Origin of the sequence: Litchfieldia alkalitelluris, assembly GCF_002019645.1 — a bacterium.
Taxonomy (GTDB): Bacteria; Bacillota; Bacilli; order Bacillales; family Bacillaceae_L; genus Litchfieldia; species Litchfieldia alkalitelluris.
On record NZ_KV917374.1, the window covers coordinates 3549394 to 3570067 of the forward strand.

Consider the following 20674-nt stretch of genomic DNA (forward strand, 5'->3'; position numbering starts at 1 on the left):
TGGTAATAGATTCTATTTATATTAGAAATCGGTTCAAAAAAAGAAATCGGCTATAGCCGATTTCTTCTGTTTCATTTACCACCAAATAATTGTTGTAAATGCCAAAACTGTAATTAACCCTACTAAAACACCTGAATAAAGGAATAAAGCAGGTGCCTCATGCCCTTTATGGCTCATGTGCATAAAGTAATAAAGTTGAAAAATTAGTTGAACAACAGCTAGAAGAAGAATAAACGGTACTGTATACCATGCATCAAAATCAGCTGCTACTGCAAAAAATGCAACAAGAGTTAAGAAAAGAGTAATAGCAAACGATACTAATTGATGTCTCATATCTTCAGCATTTTTGCGTCTGCGATAAGCAATATCAACTTTTGGGTGTCCTGAATTTGATTGATTTGTCGCCATCAGTTTATCCCACCATTCCCATTAAATATACAACTGTAAAAATGAAAATCCAAACAACATCAATGAAGTGCCAGTAAAGACTTGCTACATAAAATTTTGGTGCATTGTATAAGTCAAGTCCTCGTCTCGCATTTCTAATCATTAGTGTAAGAATCCAAAGTAATCCAAATGCAACGTGAGCACCATGTGTTCCAACAAGAACATAGAATGCTGAACCAAAAGCACTACTTGTAATAGTATGCTTTAAATGGATATAGTGATTAAATTCATAAATTTCAAGTGCTAGGAAAGCTGCTCCTAACGCAACAGTAATCCCTAACCATAGTTGCATTTTTTTGAAGTCAAAGTTCTTCATGTGATAGATTGCATATACACTCGTTAACGAGCTTGTTAATAAGAGCATTGTTGCAAAAAACACAAGTGGTAATTCAAATAACTCTTGTGATGTAGGACCACCATTTGTTTTGTCTCTAAGAGCTAAAAATGTTGCAAATAGAGAAGCAAATAAAACAGTCTCTCCACCTAAGAATAACCAGAATCCTAAAAATTTATTTTTCCCTTCGAGGGTTGCTTTTTCCGGTGATGCAGGAAATGTTTCTGCAGTTAATTTTTCTTCAACATGCATTATGCTTTAACCCCCTTATTATCATCATCATCCATAAGTTCTTCTTTATGAATATGGAATCCATGATCATCAATAACAGAACGTAAGAACATAGAACCAAACGTAATCGCCATTCCTATAAAGATGACAGGAATTGCCCAAGCATCGTGTTTATCACCAAATTGATAGATAAATCCGAATGCAGAAATAAACAATCCTAGTGACATTGTAAACGGTAAGATCGAGCCGTTTGGCATATGAATATCACCAATTGGTTCAGCTGGTGTCATTCCTTTTTTACCAGCCATTTTTTCTACCCAAAGTGCATCTAATCCACGTACTAACGGTGTTTGCTTAAAGTTATACTCAGGAGGAGGTGAAGGAATAGCCCACTCAAGTGTACGTCCATCTCCCCATGCATCAGCTTCTGCTTTAGGTCCATTAATGGATGTCTTAACTATATTTACTAAAAGAATTAGTGTTGAAATAGCCATAAAGAAAGCACCAATTGTACTTACTAGGTTCCCTAGCTCAAGACCTTGACCTGGTAAGAATGTAAAGATACGACGTGGCATCCCCATTAATCCAAGGAAATGTTGAATAAAGAATGTCAAGTGGAAACCGATAAGGAATAACCAGAACGTCCACTTTCCAAGTTTCTCATCTAACATGCGACCGAACATTTTTGGCCACCAGTAAGTTACACCTGCTAATAGACCAAATACAACTCCACCTACAATTACGTAGTGGAAGTGGGCAACAACGAAGTACGTGTCATGAAATTGGTAATCAGCAGCTGCAGCAGCTAACATTACTCCTGTTACACCACCCATTGTAAATGATGGAATAAATGCAACCGCATATAACATCGGTACAGTAAACGTAATTTGACCGCCCCACATTGTTAAAATCCAGTTAAATATTTTAATTCCTGTTGGAACTGCGATAGCCATCGTTGCAACAGCAAAAATTGCGTTTGCGATTGGACCTAACCCAGTTGTAAACATGTGGTGAGCCCAAACCATGAATCCTAAGAAACCGATAAGGACCGTCGCGAATACCATTGATGAGTATCCGAATAATCTTTTTCTTGAGAATGTTGCAAGAATTTCTGAGAATACCCCAAACGCAGGAAGTACAAGAATATATACTTCCGGGTGACCAAAGATCCAGAATAAGTGCTCCCAGATAATTGTATTTCCACCCATTTCAGGAACGAAGAAGCCTGTTCCAAATAAACGGTCAAACATCATTAGTGCTAATCCTACTGTTAAAGGAGGAAAAGCAAATAAGATTAAAGCTGATGCTACGAAAGTAGACCAAGTAAATAATGGCATACGCATATAAGTCATACCAGGTGCTCTCATGTTGATAATGGTAACAAGGAAGTTAATCCCTCCGATAAGTGTACCAATACCAGAAATTTGAAGACCTAGTACATAAAAATCAATTCCATGTCCTGGTGAGTGTAAAGCAAGTGATGCATAATTAGTCCAACCTGCATCAGGTGCTCCACCTAAAAACCAACTCATGTTTAGAAAAACTCCACCAAAGAAAAACAACCAAAATCCTAATGCATTAATAAATGGAAATGCAACATCGCGCGCACCGATTTGTAATGGCATAATTGCATTCATTAAAGCAAATAAAAGTGGCATTGCAGCAAGGAAAATCATTGTTGTCCCATGCATTGTTAGTATTTCGTTGTAAAATCCTGCGCTTACAAAATTATTATCCGGAATTGCAAGCTGAATTCGGATAAACATTGCTTCTAGTCCTCCGAGTAGGAAAAAGAAGCCACCGGCAATAAGATAAAGGACGGCGATTTTTTTATGATCAACTGTTGTTAAATAATCCCACACAGTCGCGCCAAACCCCTTTTTCTGAGCTAACGTACTCACAGTGTAACCTCCCTTTTAAATACTTCTGTTAATTAATCTTGTACTTTTAGATTTAATAAATATTCTGCTAAAGCATCAAGTTCCTCTTCAGACATACCCTCATGATCATAAGACTTTGTCATTAGGTTACCTGGCTTATATGCTTCTGGATCTCTGATCCATTTTTTTAGATTCTCTTCGTTAAATTCAAAGCGACCAGCAATACTTGAACGTTCGCCAAAGTTAGCTAAGTTTGGTGCTGTTGGTCTTACTTCACTCGTATCAATCGCATGACAGCCAATACAGTTATATTGATTAAATACTTGCTCACCTTGAGAAGCTAGTTCTGTAGTTGGTTCATACACTTCAGCATTTTGCATATCAGATACCCATTGATCAAACTCTTCCCTTGGAAGCGGCTTTACTTTAAAGTCCATTAATGCATGTGAAGGACCACATAACTCAGCACATTTGCCATAGAAAAGTCCACCAGCTTTATCAGTTCCTTCTTGATCAAATTCTAAAAAGAACTTATTTACGTTATCAGTGTTAGTATCCATCTTTCCTCCAACAGAAGGAATCCAGAATGAGTGTTTTACATCAGATGCCACTAGTTCAAAGTAAACTCTTTCATCTGTTGGAACCACTAATTCTTGACCTGTAACAATTCCTAAATCAGGGTAATTAAATTCCCACCAATACAGGTTTGCTGTTACCTTTACTATCAGCGCATCCTCATCACGAGTTTCCGCTTCCATAGGCGAAACATCAGCTAATTTAAAAGTTGCAGATACAACCGGTACAGCCAATACAATAAGTAGTAAAATTGGAATAATAGTCCAGATCATTTCAAGCTTATGACTGCCTTCGACTTGCTTTGGAATAATTGTTTCATCACCTTTTTTACGGCGAAAGCGAACTATTGCATAGATAAATAAGATTGAAACAACAATGACTACAAGAACCATTATAGCAGTACTCAGAATCATTAATGAATACTGCATATCTGCCACTTCACCAGCTGGTTGAAGTGTAGATATGAATGGTTCACCGCAACCTGCTAACATCAGCGCCATTAAAGCAAATAGAGAGAAAAAGCGCAATTTTGGTAGCCAATTTTTCATAGTGAAATCAAACCCCTCTTTCAAAGTATTTAGTGATTGATATCTTCTTACAATTGAACCTGTTTAACATCCCCTGTTATTGACTCATAGCAACATTCGTAAATAAAAACAGATATGAGTAGATGATCAGTTCCTATTATGTAGGCGTGTGTAGTACTCACACGCTTAAAGCAAATTGAATCAATAGATCATTTAACAGTTAACTTCAATTTTCAAAAGATATAAATTCCTTCTATATTAAATTTCTAAGAGAAAGAATTACAAAGTAATGTAATCTGACTAAGTTTAGATTGCTGTAACAATTACCATTGCTACAAACAGAATGGTCAAATAATTAAGCGAGTATACAAACATATACTTTGACCACTTAATATCATCCTTCATTTTGAATCCCATTATTCCAATTATTAACCACCCAATGTTTAATAGGGTTGCTAGGATAAGAAACGGAATACCTAGTGAAAATAAATAGAATGGGAGTGGTAAGAGACAAGCAACCCAAACAACCATTTGGCGTTTTGTAATTGCAAATCCATGAACAACAGGAAGCATTGGAATTCCAGCTCTTCTATATTCCTCACAACGCTTCATAGCAATTGCAAGAAAATGCGGAGGTTGCCAGATAAACATAATTAAAAACAGTACCCACGCTACTGTATGAAGACCTGGATCAATAGCTGCCCACCCAATTAACGGTGGTACCGCTCCAGAAATACTTCCAATAACTGTATTAATAGTATATCTACGCTTTGACCACATTGTATATAAGAAAACATATGTCACAAAACCAACTAATCCAATTATTGCGGCTGTTAATGTAGTAAGTGAAAGAAAAACTGTCCCTAGGAATGTAAATGCAATTCCCATATATAATACATGAACCGGTACAACTTTTCCGGTTACAGTGGGTCTATCCTTTGTTCTTTCCATTAAATGATCAATATCTCGATCGATAAAGTTATTGATTGCACAGGAACCTGCAATTACAAGTGAAGATCCCAGCAGTGTAAAGATTAAAGTGCTAATATTCGCTAACAAACCTTCTCCAGTAAAGTATAGCGCTAACCAAATACCTGTGAAGGTTGTGATAAAGTTAGAATTGACAATTCCAATCTTTATTAATGCTAGAAAGTCCTTAAGAACTAACCTCTTATCCAGGATTTGAGGATTAGTGTCTTCGATGTGAGAAGCTGCATCAGGCATCGTTCTCGTATTTCCCATTATATAAATCCTCCTTTAAGTGGACAGTACATTCAATTCTAACATTTTGACAGAGGTATTTCTATTCAAATATTTAAGAGATTTTATCAAAAATAGCTTTTCTTCATAATAAATCTAATTATTTCATGCGCTTTCCTCTGTACAGACAGTGAAAAAGAAAAATTCTTTCTCTATAAAATTATATTAAAAAACTCCGTCTTTGTATATTAAACCATACTTTTTGTTGGATTTGTGAACAAATTTTGAATAAAATTTGACTTTTTTATGACTTATATTTCATTATTTTGTTCTAGTAAGTATTATACACTCTTAATCCAAAAAGCATATCCCTATTAATTTTATTTCAAAATCAAGTCTTGTATTAAAAACATTTTCACTATAGTAATAGTGAATATTAGTTACTTTTTTATACATTACTGTACATAAAATAGTCATTGAAGATTTCTAGGAAACTTTAATTCAAAGATTTCATTTCACAAAATTCCAAGTTGGTTTTCAGACCCTGAAAAATTAAATTTATATAATAATGAAATCTATTTATTTGAAAATATATACTTTGATATTTACCTATAATTGATATATCATTATAGTCGTATATTTTAACCAAGCAATATCTCTTGCAATAAAGTTGGTTTAAACAGAGTTTTTCATATAAGAGACACTTTATATGTGCATTTTGAAAGATTCCTTTGAATCAACACATTTCTAGTTATATAAATTAAGAAGGTGAATGTGTTGCAGCGTTTTCTAAAGTGGTTTGCTGTACTAACAACAATCGGAATGTTATTTGTTTTATTGGGTGGAGCTCTTGTAACCAAAACTGAATCAGGTGCAGGCTGTGGAGACTCTTGGCCATTATGTCATGGCGAACTTGTACCTTCCAATATTACACCGGAATTGATTATTGAGCTCAGTCATCGCGTAGTTTCTGGTGTCGTTGGTATCTTGGTTCTAACTTTATCGGTATGGACGTATAAAGCCATTGGTCATATTCGAGAAGTGAAGTTTTTGTCAATATTATCCTTTTCTTTTTTATTATTACAAGGCTTAATAGGAGCTGCGGCTGTAGTTTGGGGACAATCTGATGCTGTTTTGGCATTGCATTTTGGGATATCACTTATTTCATTTGCATCTGTGCTTCTCCTAACTTTACTAATCTTTGAATTTGATCGGAAGTTAAAGGTTGATTCCATTGTTTTGGACAAAAAGATGAGATTTCATATAATTGGGATTTCTATTTATTGTTATATTGTCGTATATTCGGGAGCACTGGTTCGTCATAAGGGGGCAAGTCTTGCATGTACAAGTTGGCCTAATTGTCATCCTAATCAATACGGTCTTCCACTAACTTCATTTGAATGGATACAAATGGGACATCGTTTAGCTGCTGGATTAATTTTCATCTGGATATTAGTAGCGCTAAGATACGCATTCAAGAAGTATAAGAATCAACCAATTATTCTTTGGAGCTGGATTATCTGTGGTATCCTTGTCACCCTACAAGTTATTTCTGGTGCAACTATAGTCTTTACAAACTTGAATCTTTATATAGCACTTGCCCACGCATTATTTATCTCATGCTTATTCGGTGTACTAAGCTATCTTATTTTGATCGTATCAAGAACTAAGAATATCTCATCAACGAGCGAGATTAATCGCAAAGACACAAACAATGACTCACCTATCGTTCCATAAAGAACTCCGGCTCAATTTATAGCGTTAAATTCTATATTTTCTTAAAAAAGCAAAAAGACCAAGGCAAGCACCCTGGTCTTTTTGCTTTTTTATATTTTATGCTCATTTCTAAAAGAACGTTGCTAGTATGCAGAATAGTAACAAAATAAAAAGCTCCGTTAAAATCAGTAATTGTGTTTTTAACAGCAATGAAAATTTTTACAAAGCTTGATATGAATAAATGTTTAACGCAGGTTATATTTAGAACGATATTGAGCTTGTTGTCGTTGAGTTGTTTCCTTTTGCTTTGTATTGTTGTATGTTGAATGGTAATTCACAAACATCGATACATTTACTAAAATCCCCACTGAAGTCAACAATAAAATCAGTGAAGAACCTCCATAGCTTATAAATGGAAGAGTAACACCAGTTATCGGTATTAACCCTGTTAACCCCCCTAAATTAATAAAAGCTTGAATAGCAATCATTGATGATATTCCAATTGCGAGTAAGCTTCCAAAAGGATCTTCACATTTTCTCGCAATAGCAAAGCCTCTTAATATCACAAACATTAAAAGAAACAACACGAAGAACACTCCAAAAATACCCAATTCTTCCGCTATAACAGCCATGATAAAATCAGTATAGCTTTCTGGAAGATAACCAAATTTCTGCACACTTTGTCCCAACCCTAAACCAGATAAGCCACCTGAACCTAGTGCTATATATGAGTTCACAAGCTGATAGCCTGCATCATCTTCTGTAGCAAACGGATCAGAATACCCCTCAAATCTAGATAATCTTTCTGTGGTAAAAATTCTATCGTAATTCATCATAAGTATTGGTGAAATTACTCCAAATCCGATAACAGCAATTAGTGAGAGTTTGATTAAACTCTTCATCCCCATTCCTGAACATAAAACCATAAAAACAGCGATCATCCCAATTATGAATGCCGTTCCCACGTCAGGCTGTATGACTACAAAGAGACAAATTACAAAGGTAAATAAAATTGGGGGGAGAACTGCCTTATCAAATTGGTCGATATAAGATTGTTTTTTTGAATACACAGCAGCAAGATATATAATTACACTAAGCTTTGTAAACTCAGAAGGTTGAATTCCTCTCGTGCCAAGACTTAACCAACTTTGTGCATTATTTGCAGTTTGTCCAAAAATAAAGACGACACCTAGCATACCAATTGACAACAATACTATTCCTATAAGAAATTTCGAATATGAATAAGCTTTATATGGGAATAACATCGTGCCAATAAACCCTACCAATCCAATCATCAAAGATAATCTCTGACGTTCAAAGAAAAAAGTAGGATTACTGAACTTAGTCGCTCCATAAACCATACTAGAGCTATATACCATGACAAGTCCAAAAATACATAACAGACAAATTGCAATAATTAATGGATAATCATATGATTTTATTATTCGTTTTATCATGTACATCGCCTCAGATAAATTTCATTAATCCAATATCATTTTACTATACTTTTCTATCTAAAATTTAATATTCCTGCATTTCTTCGAAAACTTCTAAAAAAGCAGGCATTTATCAGAGATTATGTACTATTTCGAACTCTAATTTAGCAAAAAAACTCAAACTATCTTTTTCAAAATAGATAGTTTGAGTTTGGATTTACTTTTGAGTTGAAGCATCATGAAGAGAAGAAAGTTCCTTTTCAAGCGCATCTAAAAGTGCTTTACCTTCAGCAATCTCAATTAACCCCAGTCTAACTGCAAAGTCAATTTCTCTAGATAAGCCAAACATTTGAGTGTCTAAAACTTCTTCGTATAATGGACATTGTGGCATGGTTAAGTTGTCCATTTGAACCTTTATTAATTTTAATATTTTATCAGCATCAGCCTTTAATAAAGCGTATGCTTTCTCACGATGATCAATAGCAATCTCAGACGCCAAGTTCAAACCCCTCCGTTCACGAGCGATTACCTTTTCTCTTCTTTAAATATTACCTCTAATATAGTAAAATTGCAAGAAAAATCACTAATATAAGGTTACTATAACTAAGATATAGACTAGATAACAAACCGTATCGTTTTAGTTTATTTTTGATAATAATACATTCGGTCATGATAATTATGTGACAAAAACCTTAGACTTCCTTATAATCTAATAAGGGAAGGTGATAAAAGTGGAATCGATTATATTAATTACTGGGAATGTAAGATATACAATTACCCTTGATCCTGGGGTTTGGATTTTTGACGATAGACGAATTGACTTAACTACATATTTTGATTCAGCCAAAAAACCAGATGACTCTTTGGAGGAATATACTAAATCAATCTCAAAGCATTGGGATCGAGAAATCACAGAAGGTGCGATTTACCCACCAACAATTCAGTCAGAAAAGAAATTTAAGAAAGAACAAATTTTGAATGGTACTTTCGGAATTCCATTTCATGACTTCCTAAAAAACGCCTCGCCAAACGAGAGCTCTGGAAGTGTTAAAGTTATTACCGACAAGGATACAGTAGTGATTCCTATTGATGATGCATATAATGGTATCTTGGGGTTTTCTTTAAAAGGGAAACCTTTGAAAGAAGATGGACCTGTCCACTTATATTATGGTGATGGCTCAAATCGAGATAACCCAATAAAAAACATTCGCGAATTTATAGTAGAATAAGTTATCGAAGTTGAGGGCAGTGGTGTAAACCATTGCCCCTTTCTTCTCTAAAGCAAATCTGCAGCAAGTTGCGCAAGACCTGATCTTTCTCCTTTACTCAAGCGAACATGACCAGCTATCTTTTGCTCTTTGAATTTTTCTACAACATATGTTAATCCATTATTATATTCATCTAGATAAGGATGATCAATTTGTTCTGGATCCCCCATAAGCACAATCTTACTCTTCTCTCCTACTCTTGTTAGAATCGTTTTCACCTCGTGCTTTGTCAGATTTTGGGCTTCATCAATAATAATAAATTGCTCCGGAATACTTCTTCCTCTTATATATGTTAGAGCTTCAACCTCTATGGAACCCATTCCTGCAAGAATTGCATCAAGTTCCCCTGGTTTCTTCGTATTAAATAAATATTCAAGATTATCATATATTGGCTGCATCCATGGTCTTAATTTTTCTTCCTTTTCTCCTGGTAAAAACCCTAGATCCTTACCTACTGGAACAATTGGTCTTGCTACAAGTAGCTTTTTGTATTCTCCTAAATCCTCTGTCTGCATTAATCCAGCAGCTAGTGCTAATAATGTTTTACCTGTTCCCGCTTTTCCAATTAGTGTGACTAGTGGAATATCTTTGCGTAATAATAACTCAAACGCCATGGTTTGACCTGCATTTCTAGACCGAATTCCCCAAATATGCTCTTGATTAAAGACTAATTTTTTCACCTTTTTCCCGGTACTATCAACAATACCAATTGCTGAGGCAGACCCCCCTAATGCATCCTTCATCATTATAAATTGATTTGGATAAAACGGATGATTAGCAAGTTCTGTTAAATTTAATTCACCCTTAGTATAAAATTTATCTAACAACTCACTACTAATGTAAAGGTCAAGTAAACCTGTATAAATGTGATCAACCTCAACAACGCGGTCGCTTAAAAAATCCTCTGCCTGTAAACCTAGGGCATCAGCCTTCACACGAACGAGTGCATCCTTGCTTACTAATATTACTGGTCTACCATTTTCACGCTCTTGCTCTTCTAGATATAAATTTTTTGCAACCGCTAAGATGCGGTTATCATTTGTTTTTTCAACAAAAATTTCTTGTAACTGATGAAAAGACCGATGGTTTAGCTCTATTCGTAAAACACCACCGTTTTCTAAAGGAATCTTCTCATGTAGTTTGCCGTTTTGCCTCATATTATCTATGAGCTTCGATACTTGTCTTGCATTTCTCCCTATTTCATCCATATAGCGTTTTTTTGAATCGACCTCTTCGAGAACAACTGCTGGAATCACTACCTCATTTTCTTCAAAAGAAAAAATGGAACGCGGATCTTGCAACAACACATTCGTATCTAATACATAAATTTTACTCAATCTTTCGCCCCCTACTCCGGCTTTTTTTTCTGTATTAAGGGTGAAAATAGATGGTCCATCTTTTTCTGGATGTGACAAGGTACGATTACTAAACACTGTTTAGTAATTCAAAGTGCAACGGACTGACTATTGATAAAAATATATGTGAACATGCATAAAGATAGAAGAATAATTAAACAATAATAATGAAAAATCTAAGTTTCGGAACAAAAATATCCGATCATGAACTTATTACACTGATTAAATATCTATTAGGAGGGAGACTACGATGCGATTACCTATCCTTTTAATAATGGTAATACTTCTGTTAAGTGGGTGTGGTTTTAACCAAAATCAAGCTACTGAAGAAAACGATGACCGAATCCATGTTAAGAATACAACCAATCAAGAGGTAGATCGAAAAACAGGAAGAGAAGTTGCCGAGCATCTTGTTGAACTTGCTTCAAGCATCCCAGATGTCAATGATGCTACAGCAGTCGTTTTAGGAAAATATGCAGTAGTTGGGATAGATGTGAATTCGAAGCTTGATCGTTCTAGAGTTGAATCAATAAAATATTCTGTTGCTGAAAGCTTAAAGCATGATCCACATGGTGCAAATGCCGTTGTCATAGCAGATGCCGATACGTTTGAACGATTGAGACAAATGGGTGACGAAATACAAGATGGTAGACCTGTAGTAGGTATCCTAGATGAACTAGCCCAAATAGTCGGTAGACTAATGCCTGATATCCCAAGTGATATTATTGATAACCCAAACGTTGACCCTACTGACACAAATAATAACCAACTTAAACAAAACAAGGAAGATTCTCTCGAACAAAAGCAGCAAGAACAATCCAAACACCATATGAATGATGAATAGAACAAGCTAAGAAAAGCGCTGAGGCGCCCGCCTATCGGCGAAAGGCATAACACGAGCGCTGACAGGGATGAATTCTCTGAATTCATCTTTGAAGGCGCTTTTTGCTTATCCGTTGCGATTGACTTATGACCCCGAGCTGATGGAGCCTGGAGCTAGACACCAAAATTTGATTGAAATTTTATACATTCCTATCTAGTGAAAAAACCTGAACGAAAGAAGTGGGACCTCCCACCTTTTGTTCAGGCTTTTTTCATCGCTTCCATCACCTGGTTATCAAGCTTTTCTGCTGCAAGTGAATCATATGTTTTTTCATATTTTGGCAAAATGGTGATTTGAGCACCATAAAACATAATATCTCTAACCTCTTCTATTGTGAATTTAACAGCTGCAAGTTTTAACGGCACCTTATCTAACTGTTCCTTTTGGATGAATCCTTTACCACTTATAGAATAAACTGACTCATTATATATTATCGTAATAACTAAATTTGCATTATTCCTAATATTTTCTATAATTTTAGATCTACTATTTACAGCGAATATGATTTCATTGTGATTAAGAGCATAAATCCATGAAATTGCATTAACATTTGGACCACCCGAGTGGTGATCAATTGTAGATATAGTAACTAAACGCTCCTTTTGTAAATAGTCGAATAACGGCTGAGTTAATCTTTCCTCTACTTGATTTGCCATATATATCCCTCCAGTTTCATTATAATATAATCTTTTTTTCCCTTACAAGAAACCACTAACCATAAAATCTTATAGAATTTACTAATATTCATGTTATACTTTATTAGAATTAATCACTTCTTAGTGAATATAGAGGAGATCGATCATGCGAGTAAAATGTGTTATTTGCGATAAAATTGAAAGTATTAGCGATGAATCCAGTATGGCAAAACGACTTAGAAATCGGCCTATTCATACATATATGTGTCAAGACTGTAATCAAAGGATCGAAAAAAGAACTCAAGAGCGCATCGACACAGGAAACTTTAAGCTTTATAGAAAAAAGAGGACTGACGAAGATTGGTAAAAATAAAGCCTAAAATCTACATGTTACTATTACTAATGCCCGGCTTAATAAGTGGGATAACTCTTGGCGTATTTTTGAATTTTGTAGAAATCCTTACAGAGAAACAAGTATATAGATTATTACTAAACGTAGATTTTATCCCTATTATAAATAAGATGAATTATCCCGAGATGGTTGAATTTATTTTTCATTTAATCATCTCTTTGGCAATCGGGATACTACTTCATTATATTATAGTAGTCTTACGTTTATCTTCTAGAAGAGCTTTATATAGCGCTTCATTTTTAATTACAGTTCCCACCATTTTTTTATATTTCCCACTTTCCCTTGTATCTTATCAACCAATTACACAATATAATGATGTTTATGCGTTTACATTATGGACGATTGGCCATTTGGTTTATTGGTTGGTTCTGACTTACTCCGAAATAAAAATAAACCAAGCTAAATAGCTTGGTTTATTTTTATTCTTCTGGATAGTTCTTATATTTTTCAGGTTCATCAGCGATTTGATTAAACATGACATCAATAAGTTCAATTGGAAATCTTGTTTTTTTCTCTACTTCCTCATGGATATATGAAACATAATACATGACATCATCTTTAGTAATCACTATATCGCGAACTTTGTGATCATCCTTAAGTATATTGTCAAACATTTTATAGGTTTCAACCGCTGCCGTATCATCAGGTCTTGCATCTGCTACGATTTTTATCGATAACCAGTTATAAAGCGCATCTTGAATTGATTTCATATGAGTTCACTTCCTTATTCAACAGGTGGGACATTTTGCTTTTTAGACTGATATAAACGGATCTTATAAATGATTAATATAAGAGCTGCTACCACAAGCCCTTCTGTAACTGGAAGGAAAATGCCCAAGAATGTTAAGATTGTACAACCCACTCCAAGAAATAGATAAATTAATACCGATTTTAATATAGGCAATTTTTGTGCAAATCCCAGTTTATATACTAAGATAGATAAGGCAAAAATCGTTAGATATAGTGCCCACATACCAGCTGTTGGATTTTCTTCAACTCTATATAAACTAGGAAAAAAGGATAAGTATTGACTAACATCCATTAATAAGTCCTCCTTCATATTTCTATTAAACGTTACCAAAAAGATACTAATATAACAAGTATTTTATGTATATACGTAAAACAAAAAAGAGAGAGAAGATTCCTCCTCTCCCTAGAAATGAATTAAGCTTTCGTATCAGCTAACTTCTTTTTCTTAGCGATTTTTTCACGTTCATTTTTATCAAGTATTTTTTTACGTAAACGAATTGATTCTGGTGTAATCTCACAGTATTCATCTTCATTTAAATATTCAAGAGATTGTTCAAGGGACATTAGTCTTGGTTTTTTCATACTTACAGTCTGATCTTTATTAGCAGAACGGATGTTAGTCGCTTGTTTCATTTTACAAATATTTACTACTAAATCATTCTCACGATTATGTTCCCCTACTATCATACCTTCGTAAACATCCACACCTGGCTCAATAAAGATAACACCACGGTCTTCAATCCCCATAATACCATATGATGATGCTTTACCATTTTCCATTGATACAAGAACACCTTGACGTCTTCCACCCACTTGGCCAGGCTGCATTGGTTGATAGCTATCAAAAGTATGGTTGATAATTCCGTAACCACGAGTTAGAGATAAAAACTCTGTAGAATAACCAATTAGACCTCTAGCAGGAACCATAAATATTAAGCGAACTTGCCCACTACCATTATTAATCATATCAACCATTTCACCTTTACGTGCACCAATTGATTCCATAATAGCACCTGTATGCTCTTCAGGTACATCAATTTGGACACGCTCAACAGGTTCACAACGAACACCATCGACTTCTTTAACAATAACTTCTGGTTTAGATACTTGCAATTCATATCCTTCACGTCTCATATTTTCAATTAAAATAGAAAGGTGAAGTTCCCCACGTCCTGAAACTACCCAAGCATCCGGAGATTCTGTATTATCAACACGTAAACTAACATCCGTTTGAAGCTGAGCTCTAAGTCTCTCTTCGATTTTACGAGATGTTACAAATTTACCTTCACGACCAGCAAATGGACTGTTATTCACTAAGAAAGTCATTTGTAACGTTGGTTCGTCAATTCGAAGGATAGGAAGAGCATCTTGATGATCTACTGGACATACAGTTTCACCAACATTTATATCTTCCATTCCGGAAACTGCAACAAGATCACCCGCTACAGCTTCTTCAATTTCAACTCTCTTTAGACCGATAAAACCAAATAGTTTTGTAACTCTAAACTGTTTAGCTGTTCCATCAAGTTTCATTAGAGCAACCTGTTGGCCAACCTTCATTGTGCCACGAAATACCCTACCAATACCAATACGACCTACATAGTCGTTGTAGTCTAATAAAGCAACTTGGAACTGAAGCGGCTCCTCGCGGTTATCAATAGGTGCAGGAATATTTTCTACAATCATATCAAATAAAGCTTCCATGTTATCATCTTGCTTTTCAGGGTTAGTACTAGCTGTCCCATTTATAGCTGATGCATAAACCACAGGAAAGTCTAATTGTTCTTCAGTAGCCTCTAACTCAATAAAAAGGTCGATAACTTCATCAACAACCTCTGCAGGTCTTGCAAAATCACGATCAATTTTATTAACAACTACGATTGGAGTTAAATTTTGCTCAAGAGCTTTCTTTAAAACAAATCGTGTTTGTGGCATTGTTCCTTCATATGCATCTACAACTAGTAGAACACCATCTACCATTTTCATGATACGCTCTACTTCTCCACCAAAGTCAGCATGTCCTGGTGTATCCATAATATTGATTCTTGTACCTTTATAATTAATTGCTGTATTTTTTGCTAAAATTGTAATTCCACGCTCACGCTCTAAATCATTAGAATCCATGGCACGTTCTTCAACTTGCTCATTAGTTCTAAATGTTCCTGATTGATGAAGTAACTTGTCAACTAGCGTTGTTTTTCCATGGTCAACGTGGGCAATAATCGCGATATTTCTTATATCATTACGAATGTTCAACCTCTGTCATCTCCTATATTTTCTTATTTAAGTAGACGGATGTAGCCAAAATCTATAGTTGTACAACTTAGTAATGAGGTATTTTATATAAATTCCACATAAAAAGTGGTCCAGATTTATAGCTTAAAATTAGTCTAATTAGCAACTTTTTCAATAACTAAAACATTATACCATAAACATACTAGAAATGATGAATGTTATTTTGTTAAAATAAACATGTTATTATATTTATTATTAAGCTTTCTTATATTCTTATGTGTTTTCCATTAAAATCTAATTAGTAAAAATCAACAAAAGGTATAACGGAGCCTATTTAAAAGAATCTAAAACCTGATAAGAGGTGTGCAAGTGATGAAATCAATAAATATAACCATGCTTATTTTTTCTTTGTTAACAGTAATCTGTATGATGTCTATAGGAATAGCCATTGCAGAAAGAAGTATTTTAGGTACTATTTTATCCATTTTAGCTGTAATTATAGTCATGGGTTTCGGTTTTGTTACAAAGAAAAAGATGCGTGAAAAAAGCAACCTATAATTTCAGGTTGCTTTTTTCTGTCTACGAGTGTTATTTTCGAATATATTTAGTTAGAATTTCTTGATGTATGTTATTTTTAGCGACAAGGATGCTATTTTCTTCTAATAAATTTATTTCATTACCCTCTAAAGTCGTTAGCTTTCCACCGACCTCTTCAATCAGAACCATTCCTGCTGCAAAATCCCATGCGGATAGCCTCATTGTTATGTATGCGTCTAGTCTACCCGTAACAACATAGGCAATTTCGAGTGCTGCTGACCCATATGACCTTGTCCCTCTAACATCCTTTACCAGCGGTCCTAGTACAGATGGATTTATTCTTTTATTCTCTGTTACCCATGTTGCATTTATACCGATTACAGCTTCAGTTAAAGCTGTCTCGTTCAGGTTTGGAATCCTCATTTCATTTAGAAAAGCTCCTTCACCTTGAATAGCATGATACAACTCATCATGAACTACATCATAGATATACCCTAATTTTCCAACTCCATTTTCAAACACCCCAACAGAAATTGCAAAATTTCTTTGTTGATGGACAAAGTTCATCGTTCCATCGATCGGATCTATGATCCAGATAACCCCTTCTAGAGATTCTAATTGATTCCCAAATCCTTCTTCACCTAGTATCTTATGTGCCGGAAAGGTTTCGTTTATCTTACTAATGAAGTATTGCTCTGTTTCTTTATCCATATTTGTGACTAAGTCATCGGCATTTGATTTACTCTGGATGGTGAGCTCTTCTTTAAATGACGTTCGTATCCTTTCACCTGCTTCAGTTATCCATTTTTTTGCATATGTATCAATATCATGCCAAATTGTCATTTTCTTACCTCACTTATAATTAGTTTTCTATATTTTAGCTTACTTAAGTAAATATAGGAAAGCAACTTTGGTTAAATTGTCCCTATAATAAAATATTTTCTAAATATAATAGTGGGTATCTTCCATGTAAATACCAGGTTTAAGAATTTTATTTACTATGGTGCGACATACTTATATAACATAAAATGTCTATCCTAAAAATAACTTTGGTTGTGGAGTTCCATGTGCTGCGATCCAATTGCTTTACGCGGGGTGGTCCGGGAGCCTCCTCGTCGCCTTCGGGGCTCCTGTGGGGTCTCCCGAAACCACTATATCCCGCAGGAGTCAGGTGGCTCTCCGCTCATTACACACTGAGGTATACATTTTCATTCTTCATGGTGCGAAATTCTTATTTAGCATGGAAGTCTACCCTGGAAATAACTTAGTTAGCGGAGTTCCATGAGCTGCGATCCAATTACTTTCCGCGGGGCGGTCCGTGAGCCTCCTCGTCGCTTTGGGAGCTCCTGCGGGGTCTCACGAGACCGCTAGATCCCGCAGGAGTCAGGTGGCTCTCCGCTCATCATTCCAACTGGGTTAGTACTTTTTCAACCTTCATGGTGAAAATATTCATTTGCATGGGTGTCTACCCTAAAAATAACTAGGCTTATAAATAAGTTACGACCTATGTCTTCTGGATCACACTACATCTTAGTTAATTTCCATATCAAAACACAAAAAAGAACACAGAGACCGCTCATCTCTGTGTCCTTTTGTGAAATCCCTATTTTTATTTTGCTCCAGATACAGCCCACTTCTGAAGGTCATGATGGAAGCCAAAGATCTTCGGCGCACCGAAAACTACATCATTTGATATAGCTGCATAATCATGGTCAGAGTAAAGTGAGATATATGGTAATTCAGCGTGATGAATATCTTGTAATTCATTATAAATTTGTTGACGAACATCTGCATCAGGTTCTGCCTTACCTAAAGTTAGTAATTCATCAACTCTTTCATTTGAGAAGTTCATAAAGTTGTAAGTTCCTTTTGAATCATAAAGAGCTGAGATCTCTGGATCTAACGTGAATGTGAATCCAATTAATAGTAAATCGAATTCACCAGCTTCCCCTTTTTGCATGATAGTTGGGAAGTCATACGTCGTCATTTCTACCTTTAATCCAATGGCTTGTAAATCTTGTGTAATTAAATCAGCAGATTGTTCCCGAACCTTATTACCTGTTGGTACAACTAATTGAATCGTCTGATTAAAATCCCATCCTGCTTCTTCTAGTAGAGCTTTTGCCTTTTCTTGATTATACGTATATTGTTCTACATCCTTATTTAGATACGGACTTAAAGATGTGTAAGGACCATCAATAACCTCACCATAGCCTTTTAGAAGGTTATCAACAATTTTTTGACGATCAAGAGCATAAGCAATTGCTTGACGTACCTTTACATCCTTAATCGTTTCTGTGTTAAACATCATTGTTTGATACCCGATTGTGGGTTCAATAACAGTTGTTACATTTTCTAAGCTATCCACTGTTTCATAATCAGTAGGAATAATTTTCCCAATACCACCTGCCACATTCATATGAAGCTCACCTGTTTGTAACTGTGCAACCATATTAGCTGCTGGCATGATTTTCACAAATAATTTTGAAAGTTCTGGAGTTCCTAAATAGTAATCACTATTTGCTTCAAACTCAACATATTGATCCTTTGCATATTGTACAAACTTGAATGGCCCATTTGTAACTGTTGGTTTTTGCATGAATGGATGTTGTGATAATTGCGCTGGATCAACTTCACCTAATATATGTTTAGGTAAGACTAATAATTTAACTCCTAACTGTTCTTTAATCATATTAGGATCAACAGGCTTACTTGTTTTAAATTCAATCGTTTGTTCATCAATGACCTTCACTGAAGGTATAGATGTCTCTCCTTCTGGTAGTTTCCCACTTGAATCCAGTCCCTCAAAGGTAGAAATGTAAGCACCAACAGCTGTTTCAACAACTGGGTTAGCAACAAGGTTTAATGTAAATTCTACATCAGCAGTAGTAACTGGTGTTCCATCTGACCATTTTGCATTCTTATTTAATTTAATCGTAAAGGTTTGATTATCTGTCGTCTCAAAAGATTCAGCTAACTTAGGAACGAAGTTTAATGGACCATCCATTTCTAAGAAGCTATCAAACATAAATTTTTGAAGAAAAACAGCCGCTACGTCCCCAGAGTTAATAGGGTTAAATCCTGTAGGTGGATTAACCATCCCTAAAAACATTGTACCGGCACTTGCTTTTGCATCATCCCCACTGTTTTCAGGAGAATCTGTAGAGGTTGTATCCCCCCCACTACAAGCAGCCAATAATAGTAAAGAAAGAATAACTAGAAGATTAATTGCATGTTTAAATTTTTTCATGATTTGCCCCCCTGGTTTTTATATAAAATTGTGAATCTACTAGTTTAAAATCTACTATTTTAAGCTTTTAGGATCCATAGCATCACGGAGTCCATCACCCATGAAGTTAATTGATAAAACAGCTAATAAAATCATTATTCCTGGTGGAATCCATAGCCATGGCTGTGTGGATAAAACAGTTAGAGACTGTGCTTCATTTAACATATTCCCCCAGCTAGCGGTTGGCGGTTGAACACCCATACCAAGGAAACTCAAAGATGCCTCTAATATGATTGCTGACGCAATTCCAAATGTTGCATTAACTAAAATAGGCGCTATACAGTTGGGTAGTATATGTTGAAAGACTATCTTAGGGGATGAATATCCCAAAGCTACACCAGCTTTTACGTAGTCCATCTCTTTAATTGACAAAACGCTCCCTCTGACTAAACGCGCAATAGAAGGCCAACCAAGAAGTCCTATAACTAAAATGATATTAAAAAGACTTGGTCCCATAATACTAACCAAAACTAGAATAACCATTAAATATGGAAAAGACATAAAGACATCTGTTATTCGCATGATAACCATGTCAACCCATTTTCCAAAATAGCCTGCAATTGCTCCAAGGACAGTACCTATAATTACATAGATAGCTACAGCACCGACTCCTACAGAAAGTGAAACTCTAGAGGCATATATCAACCTGCTTAATAAATCTCGCCCCACCTGGTCTGTCCCTAGAATGTGTGCTGAAGATGGCCTTGCTGCAAATTCAGCATTAATCTTATACGGACTTATTGGTGCAATTAACGGTGCAAAAATAGCTGTTAGGACAATTAATGTAAAAACAACAAGACCAAAAACAGCTAGTTTATGCTTCAGAAACCTTTTAGTAATCAATTGTAGGTAGCTTTCTTCCTCACCCAATAAATCCGCAGGACCTATTGGTGGCTGGTTTTTAATTGGAACTTCTTGTTCCAGCTTTACATTTGCCATTGACATTCAATTTCCTCCTTCCTA

The 20674-nt window shown here is 35.3% G+C and carries 21 protein-coding genes; 6 read left to right on the forward strand and 15 right to left on the reverse strand.

Annotated elements, in window-relative coordinates:
* Positions 1 to 75 precede the first annotated feature (75 nt).
* From ctaF to cyoE, 5 genes are all read right to left on the reverse strand, one after another.
* The gene (ctaF, locus tag BK579_RS16575) at positions 76 to 408 is read right to left on the reverse strand and encodes a cytochrome c oxidase subunit IVB (protein ID WP_078547365.1); all 333 of its coding nucleotides are present in this window, start codon (positions 406 to 408) and stop codon (positions 76 to 78) included.
* Between the two features lie 4 nt (positions 409 to 412).
* On the reverse strand, positions 413 to 1033 hold the full coding sequence (ctaE, locus tag BK579_RS16580) for a cytochrome c oxidase subunit III (protein ID WP_078547366.1): 621 nt from the start codon (positions 1031 to 1033) through the stop codon (positions 413 to 415).
* Positions 1033 to 2913: a cytochrome c oxidase subunit I gene (gene ctaD / locus BK579_RS16585; protein WP_078547367.1), complete on the reverse strand. Its 1881-nt coding sequence runs from the start codon at positions 2911 to 2913 to the stop codon at positions 1033 to 1035. The genes ctaE and ctaD overlap by 1 nt, the downstream gene beginning before the upstream one ends.
* A gap of 32 nt (positions 2914 to 2945) precedes the next feature.
* Positions 2946 to 4016 (reverse strand): cytochrome c oxidase subunit II, encoded by a 1071-nt coding sequence (gene coxB, locus BK579_RS16590; protein WP_078547368.1) that lies wholly within the window; start codon positions 4014 to 4016, stop codon positions 2946 to 2948.
* A 285-nt stretch (positions 4017 to 4301) separates the two neighbouring features.
* Positions 4302 to 5237 carry a heme o synthase gene (gene cyoE / locus BK579_RS16595; protein WP_078547369.1) on the reverse strand — a complete coding sequence of 312 codons (936 nt, stop codon included), beginning with the start codon at positions 5235 to 5237 and terminating at the stop codon, positions 4302 to 4304.
* 735 nt (positions 5238 to 5972) lie between these two features.
* Here cyoE and BK579_RS16600 point away from each other — a divergent pair.
* On the forward strand, positions 5973 to 6932 hold the full coding sequence (locus BK579_RS16600; RefSeq protein WP_078547371.1) for a COX15/CtaA family protein: 960 nt from the start codon (positions 5973 to 5975) through the stop codon (positions 6930 to 6932).
* Positions 6933 to 7156: 224 nt separating this feature from the next.
* Here BK579_RS16600 and BK579_RS16605 read toward each other — a convergent pair whose 3' ends face one another.
* On the reverse strand, positions 7157 to 8368 hold the full coding sequence (locus BK579_RS16605) for an FtsW/RodA/SpoVE family cell cycle protein (protein ID WP_078547372.1): 1212 nt from the start codon (positions 8366 to 8368) through the stop codon (positions 7157 to 7159).
* 196 nt (positions 8369 to 8564) lie between these two features.
* Entirely contained in the window at positions 8565 to 8846 is a 282-nt protein-coding gene (locus BK579_RS16610; RefSeq protein ID WP_078547373.1) for an Fpa/YlaN family protein, read from the reverse strand.
* Positions 8847 to 9078: 232 nt separating this feature from the next.
* On the opposite strand from BK579_RS16610, the gene BK579_RS16615 reads away from it, so the two are divergent.
* Complete coding sequence (locus BK579_RS16615) at positions 9079 to 9576, forward strand: hypothetical protein (RefSeq protein ID WP_078547374.1); 498 nt, start codon at positions 9079 to 9081, stop codon at positions 9574 to 9576.
* A gap of 47 nt (positions 9577 to 9623) precedes the next feature.
* On the opposite strand, the gene BK579_RS16620 is transcribed toward BK579_RS16615, so the two are convergent.
* Complete coding sequence (locus tag BK579_RS16620; RefSeq protein WP_078547375.1) at positions 9624 to 10952, reverse strand: PhoH family protein; 1329 nt, start codon at positions 10950 to 10952, stop codon at positions 9624 to 9626.
* Between the two features lie 268 nt (positions 10953 to 11220).
* Here BK579_RS16620 and BK579_RS16625 point away from each other — a divergent pair, with 268 nt between their 5' ends.
* On the forward strand, positions 11221 to 11814 hold the full coding sequence (locus tag BK579_RS16625; RefSeq protein WP_078547376.1) for a YhcN/YlaJ family sporulation lipoprotein: 594 nt from the start codon (positions 11221 to 11223) through the stop codon (positions 11812 to 11814).
* Positions 11815 to 12053: 239 nt separating this feature from the next.
* Here BK579_RS16625 and BK579_RS16630 read toward each other — a convergent pair whose 3' ends face one another.
* Positions 12054 to 12509 carry a pyridoxamine 5'-phosphate oxidase family protein gene (locus tag BK579_RS16630; RefSeq protein ID WP_078547377.1) on the reverse strand — a complete coding sequence of 152 codons (456 nt, stop codon included), beginning with the start codon at positions 12507 to 12509 and terminating at the stop codon, positions 12054 to 12056.
* A 145-nt stretch (positions 12510 to 12654) separates the two neighbouring features.
* Here BK579_RS16630 and BK579_RS16635 point away from each other — a divergent pair, with 145 nt between their 5' ends.
* A complete protein-coding gene (locus BK579_RS16635) occupies positions 12655 to 12855 on the forward strand; it encodes a YlaI family protein (RefSeq protein WP_078547378.1) in 201 nt (66 codons plus the stop codon).
* A 20-nt stretch (positions 12856 to 12875) separates the two neighbouring features.
* The gene (locus tag BK579_RS16640) at positions 12876 to 13307 is read left to right on the forward strand and encodes a hypothetical protein (RefSeq protein WP_078550646.1); all 432 of its coding nucleotides are present in this window, start codon (positions 12876 to 12878) and stop codon (positions 13305 to 13307) included.
* 12 nt (positions 13308 to 13319) lie between these two features.
* Here BK579_RS16640 and BK579_RS16645 read toward each other — a convergent pair whose 3' ends face one another.
* The 3 genes from BK579_RS16645 to typA all read right to left on the reverse strand — a co-directional run bounded on the left by BK579_RS16645 (position 13320) and on the right by typA (position 15906).
* Entirely contained in the window at positions 13320 to 13610 is a 291-nt protein-coding gene (locus BK579_RS16645; RefSeq protein WP_078547379.1) for a hypothetical protein, read from the reverse strand.
* Between the two features lie 14 nt (positions 13611 to 13624).
* Positions 13625 to 13942 carry a YlaH-like family protein gene (locus tag BK579_RS16650; RefSeq protein WP_078547380.1) on the reverse strand — a complete coding sequence of 106 codons (318 nt, stop codon included), beginning with the start codon at positions 13940 to 13942 and terminating at the stop codon, positions 13625 to 13627.
* Positions 13943 to 14064: 122 nt separating this feature from the next.
* Positions 14065 to 15906, reverse strand: a complete 1842-nt coding sequence (typA, locus tag BK579_RS16655; protein ID WP_078547381.1) for a translational GTPase TypA — start codon at positions 15904 to 15906, stop codon at positions 14065 to 14067.
* A gap of 351 nt (positions 15907 to 16257) precedes the next feature.
* Here typA and BK579_RS16660 point away from each other — a divergent pair, with 351 nt between their 5' ends.
* A complete protein-coding gene (locus BK579_RS16660) occupies positions 16258 to 16443 on the forward strand; it encodes a YlaF family protein (RefSeq protein ID WP_078547382.1) in 186 nt (61 codons plus the stop codon).
* A gap of 30 nt (positions 16444 to 16473) precedes the next feature.
* On the opposite strand, the gene BK579_RS16665 is transcribed toward BK579_RS16660, so the two are convergent.
* From BK579_RS16665 to opp4C, 3 genes are all read right to left on the reverse strand, one after another.
* Positions 16474 to 17265 carry an inositol monophosphatase family protein gene (locus BK579_RS16665; RefSeq protein WP_078547383.1) on the reverse strand — a complete coding sequence of 264 codons (792 nt, stop codon included), beginning with the start codon at positions 17263 to 17265 and terminating at the stop codon, positions 16474 to 16476.
* 766 nt (positions 17266 to 18031) lie between these two features.
* Complete coding sequence (locus BK579_RS16670; RefSeq protein WP_078547384.1) at positions 18032 to 19672, reverse strand: ABC transporter substrate-binding protein; 1641 nt, start codon at positions 19670 to 19672, stop codon at positions 18032 to 18034.
* A 54-nt stretch (positions 19673 to 19726) separates the two neighbouring features.
* Complete coding sequence (opp4C, locus tag BK579_RS16675; protein WP_078547385.1) at positions 19727 to 20656, reverse strand: oligopeptide ABC transporter permease; 930 nt, start codon at positions 20654 to 20656, stop codon at positions 19727 to 19729.
* Positions 20657 to 20674: the final 18 nt, after the last annotated feature.

Excerpts from the sequence above, each read along its gene's own strand:
- opp4C (WP_078547385.1), bottom strand. The coding sequence starts at position 20,656 with ATGTCAATGGCAAATGTAAAGCTGGAACAAGAAGTTCCAATTAAAAAC.
- ctaF (WP_078547365.1), bottom strand. The coding sequence starts at position 408 with ATGGCGACAAATCAATCAAATTCAGGACACCCAAAAGTTGATATTGCT.
- cyoE (WP_078547369.1), bottom strand. The coding sequence starts at position 5,237 with ATGGGAAATACGAGAACGATGCCTGATGCAGCTTCTCACATCGAAGAC.
- BK579_RS16650 (WP_078547380.1), bottom strand. The coding sequence starts at position 13,942 with ATGGATGTTAGTCAATACTTATCCTTTTTTCCTAGTTTATATAGAGTT.
- BK579_RS16625 (WP_078547376.1), top strand. The coding sequence starts at position 11,221 with ATGCGATTACCTATCCTTTTAATAATGGTAATACTTCTGTTAAGTGGG.
- ctaE (WP_078547366.1), bottom strand. The coding sequence starts at position 1,033 with ATGCATGTTGAAGAAAAATTAACTGCAGAAACATTTCCTGCATCACCG.
- BK579_RS16665 (WP_078547383.1), bottom strand. The coding sequence starts at position 17,265 with ATGACAATTTGGCATGATATTGATACATATGCAAAAAAATGGATAACT.
- coxB (WP_078547368.1), bottom strand. The coding sequence starts at position 4,016 with ATGAAAAATTGGCTACCAAAATTGCGCTTTTTCTCTCTATTTGCTTTA.
- BK579_RS16645 (WP_078547379.1), bottom strand. The coding sequence starts at position 13,610 with ATGAAATCAATTCAAGATGCGCTTTATAACTGGTTATCGATAAAAATC.
- BK579_RS16670 (WP_078547384.1), bottom strand. The coding sequence starts at position 19,672 with ATGAAAAAATTTAAACATGCAATTAATCTTCTAGTTATTCTTTCTTTA.
- BK579_RS16635 (WP_078547378.1), top strand. The coding sequence starts at position 12,655 with ATGCGAGTAAAATGTGTTATTTGCGATAAAATTGAAAGTATTAGCGAT.
- BK579_RS16630 (WP_078547377.1), bottom strand. The coding sequence starts at position 12,509 with ATGGCAAATCAAGTAGAGGAAAGATTAACTCAGCCGTTATTCGACTAT.
- BK579_RS16660 (WP_078547382.1), top strand. The coding sequence starts at position 16,258 with ATGAAATCAATAAATATAACCATGCTTATTTTTTCTTTGTTAACAGTA.
- BK579_RS16640 (WP_078550646.1), top strand. The coding sequence starts at position 12,876 with ATGTTACTATTACTAATGCCCGGCTTAATAAGTGGGATAACTCTTGGC.
- BK579_RS16605 (WP_078547372.1), bottom strand. The coding sequence starts at position 8,368 with ATGATAAAACGAATAATAAAATCATATGATTATCCATTAATTATTGCA.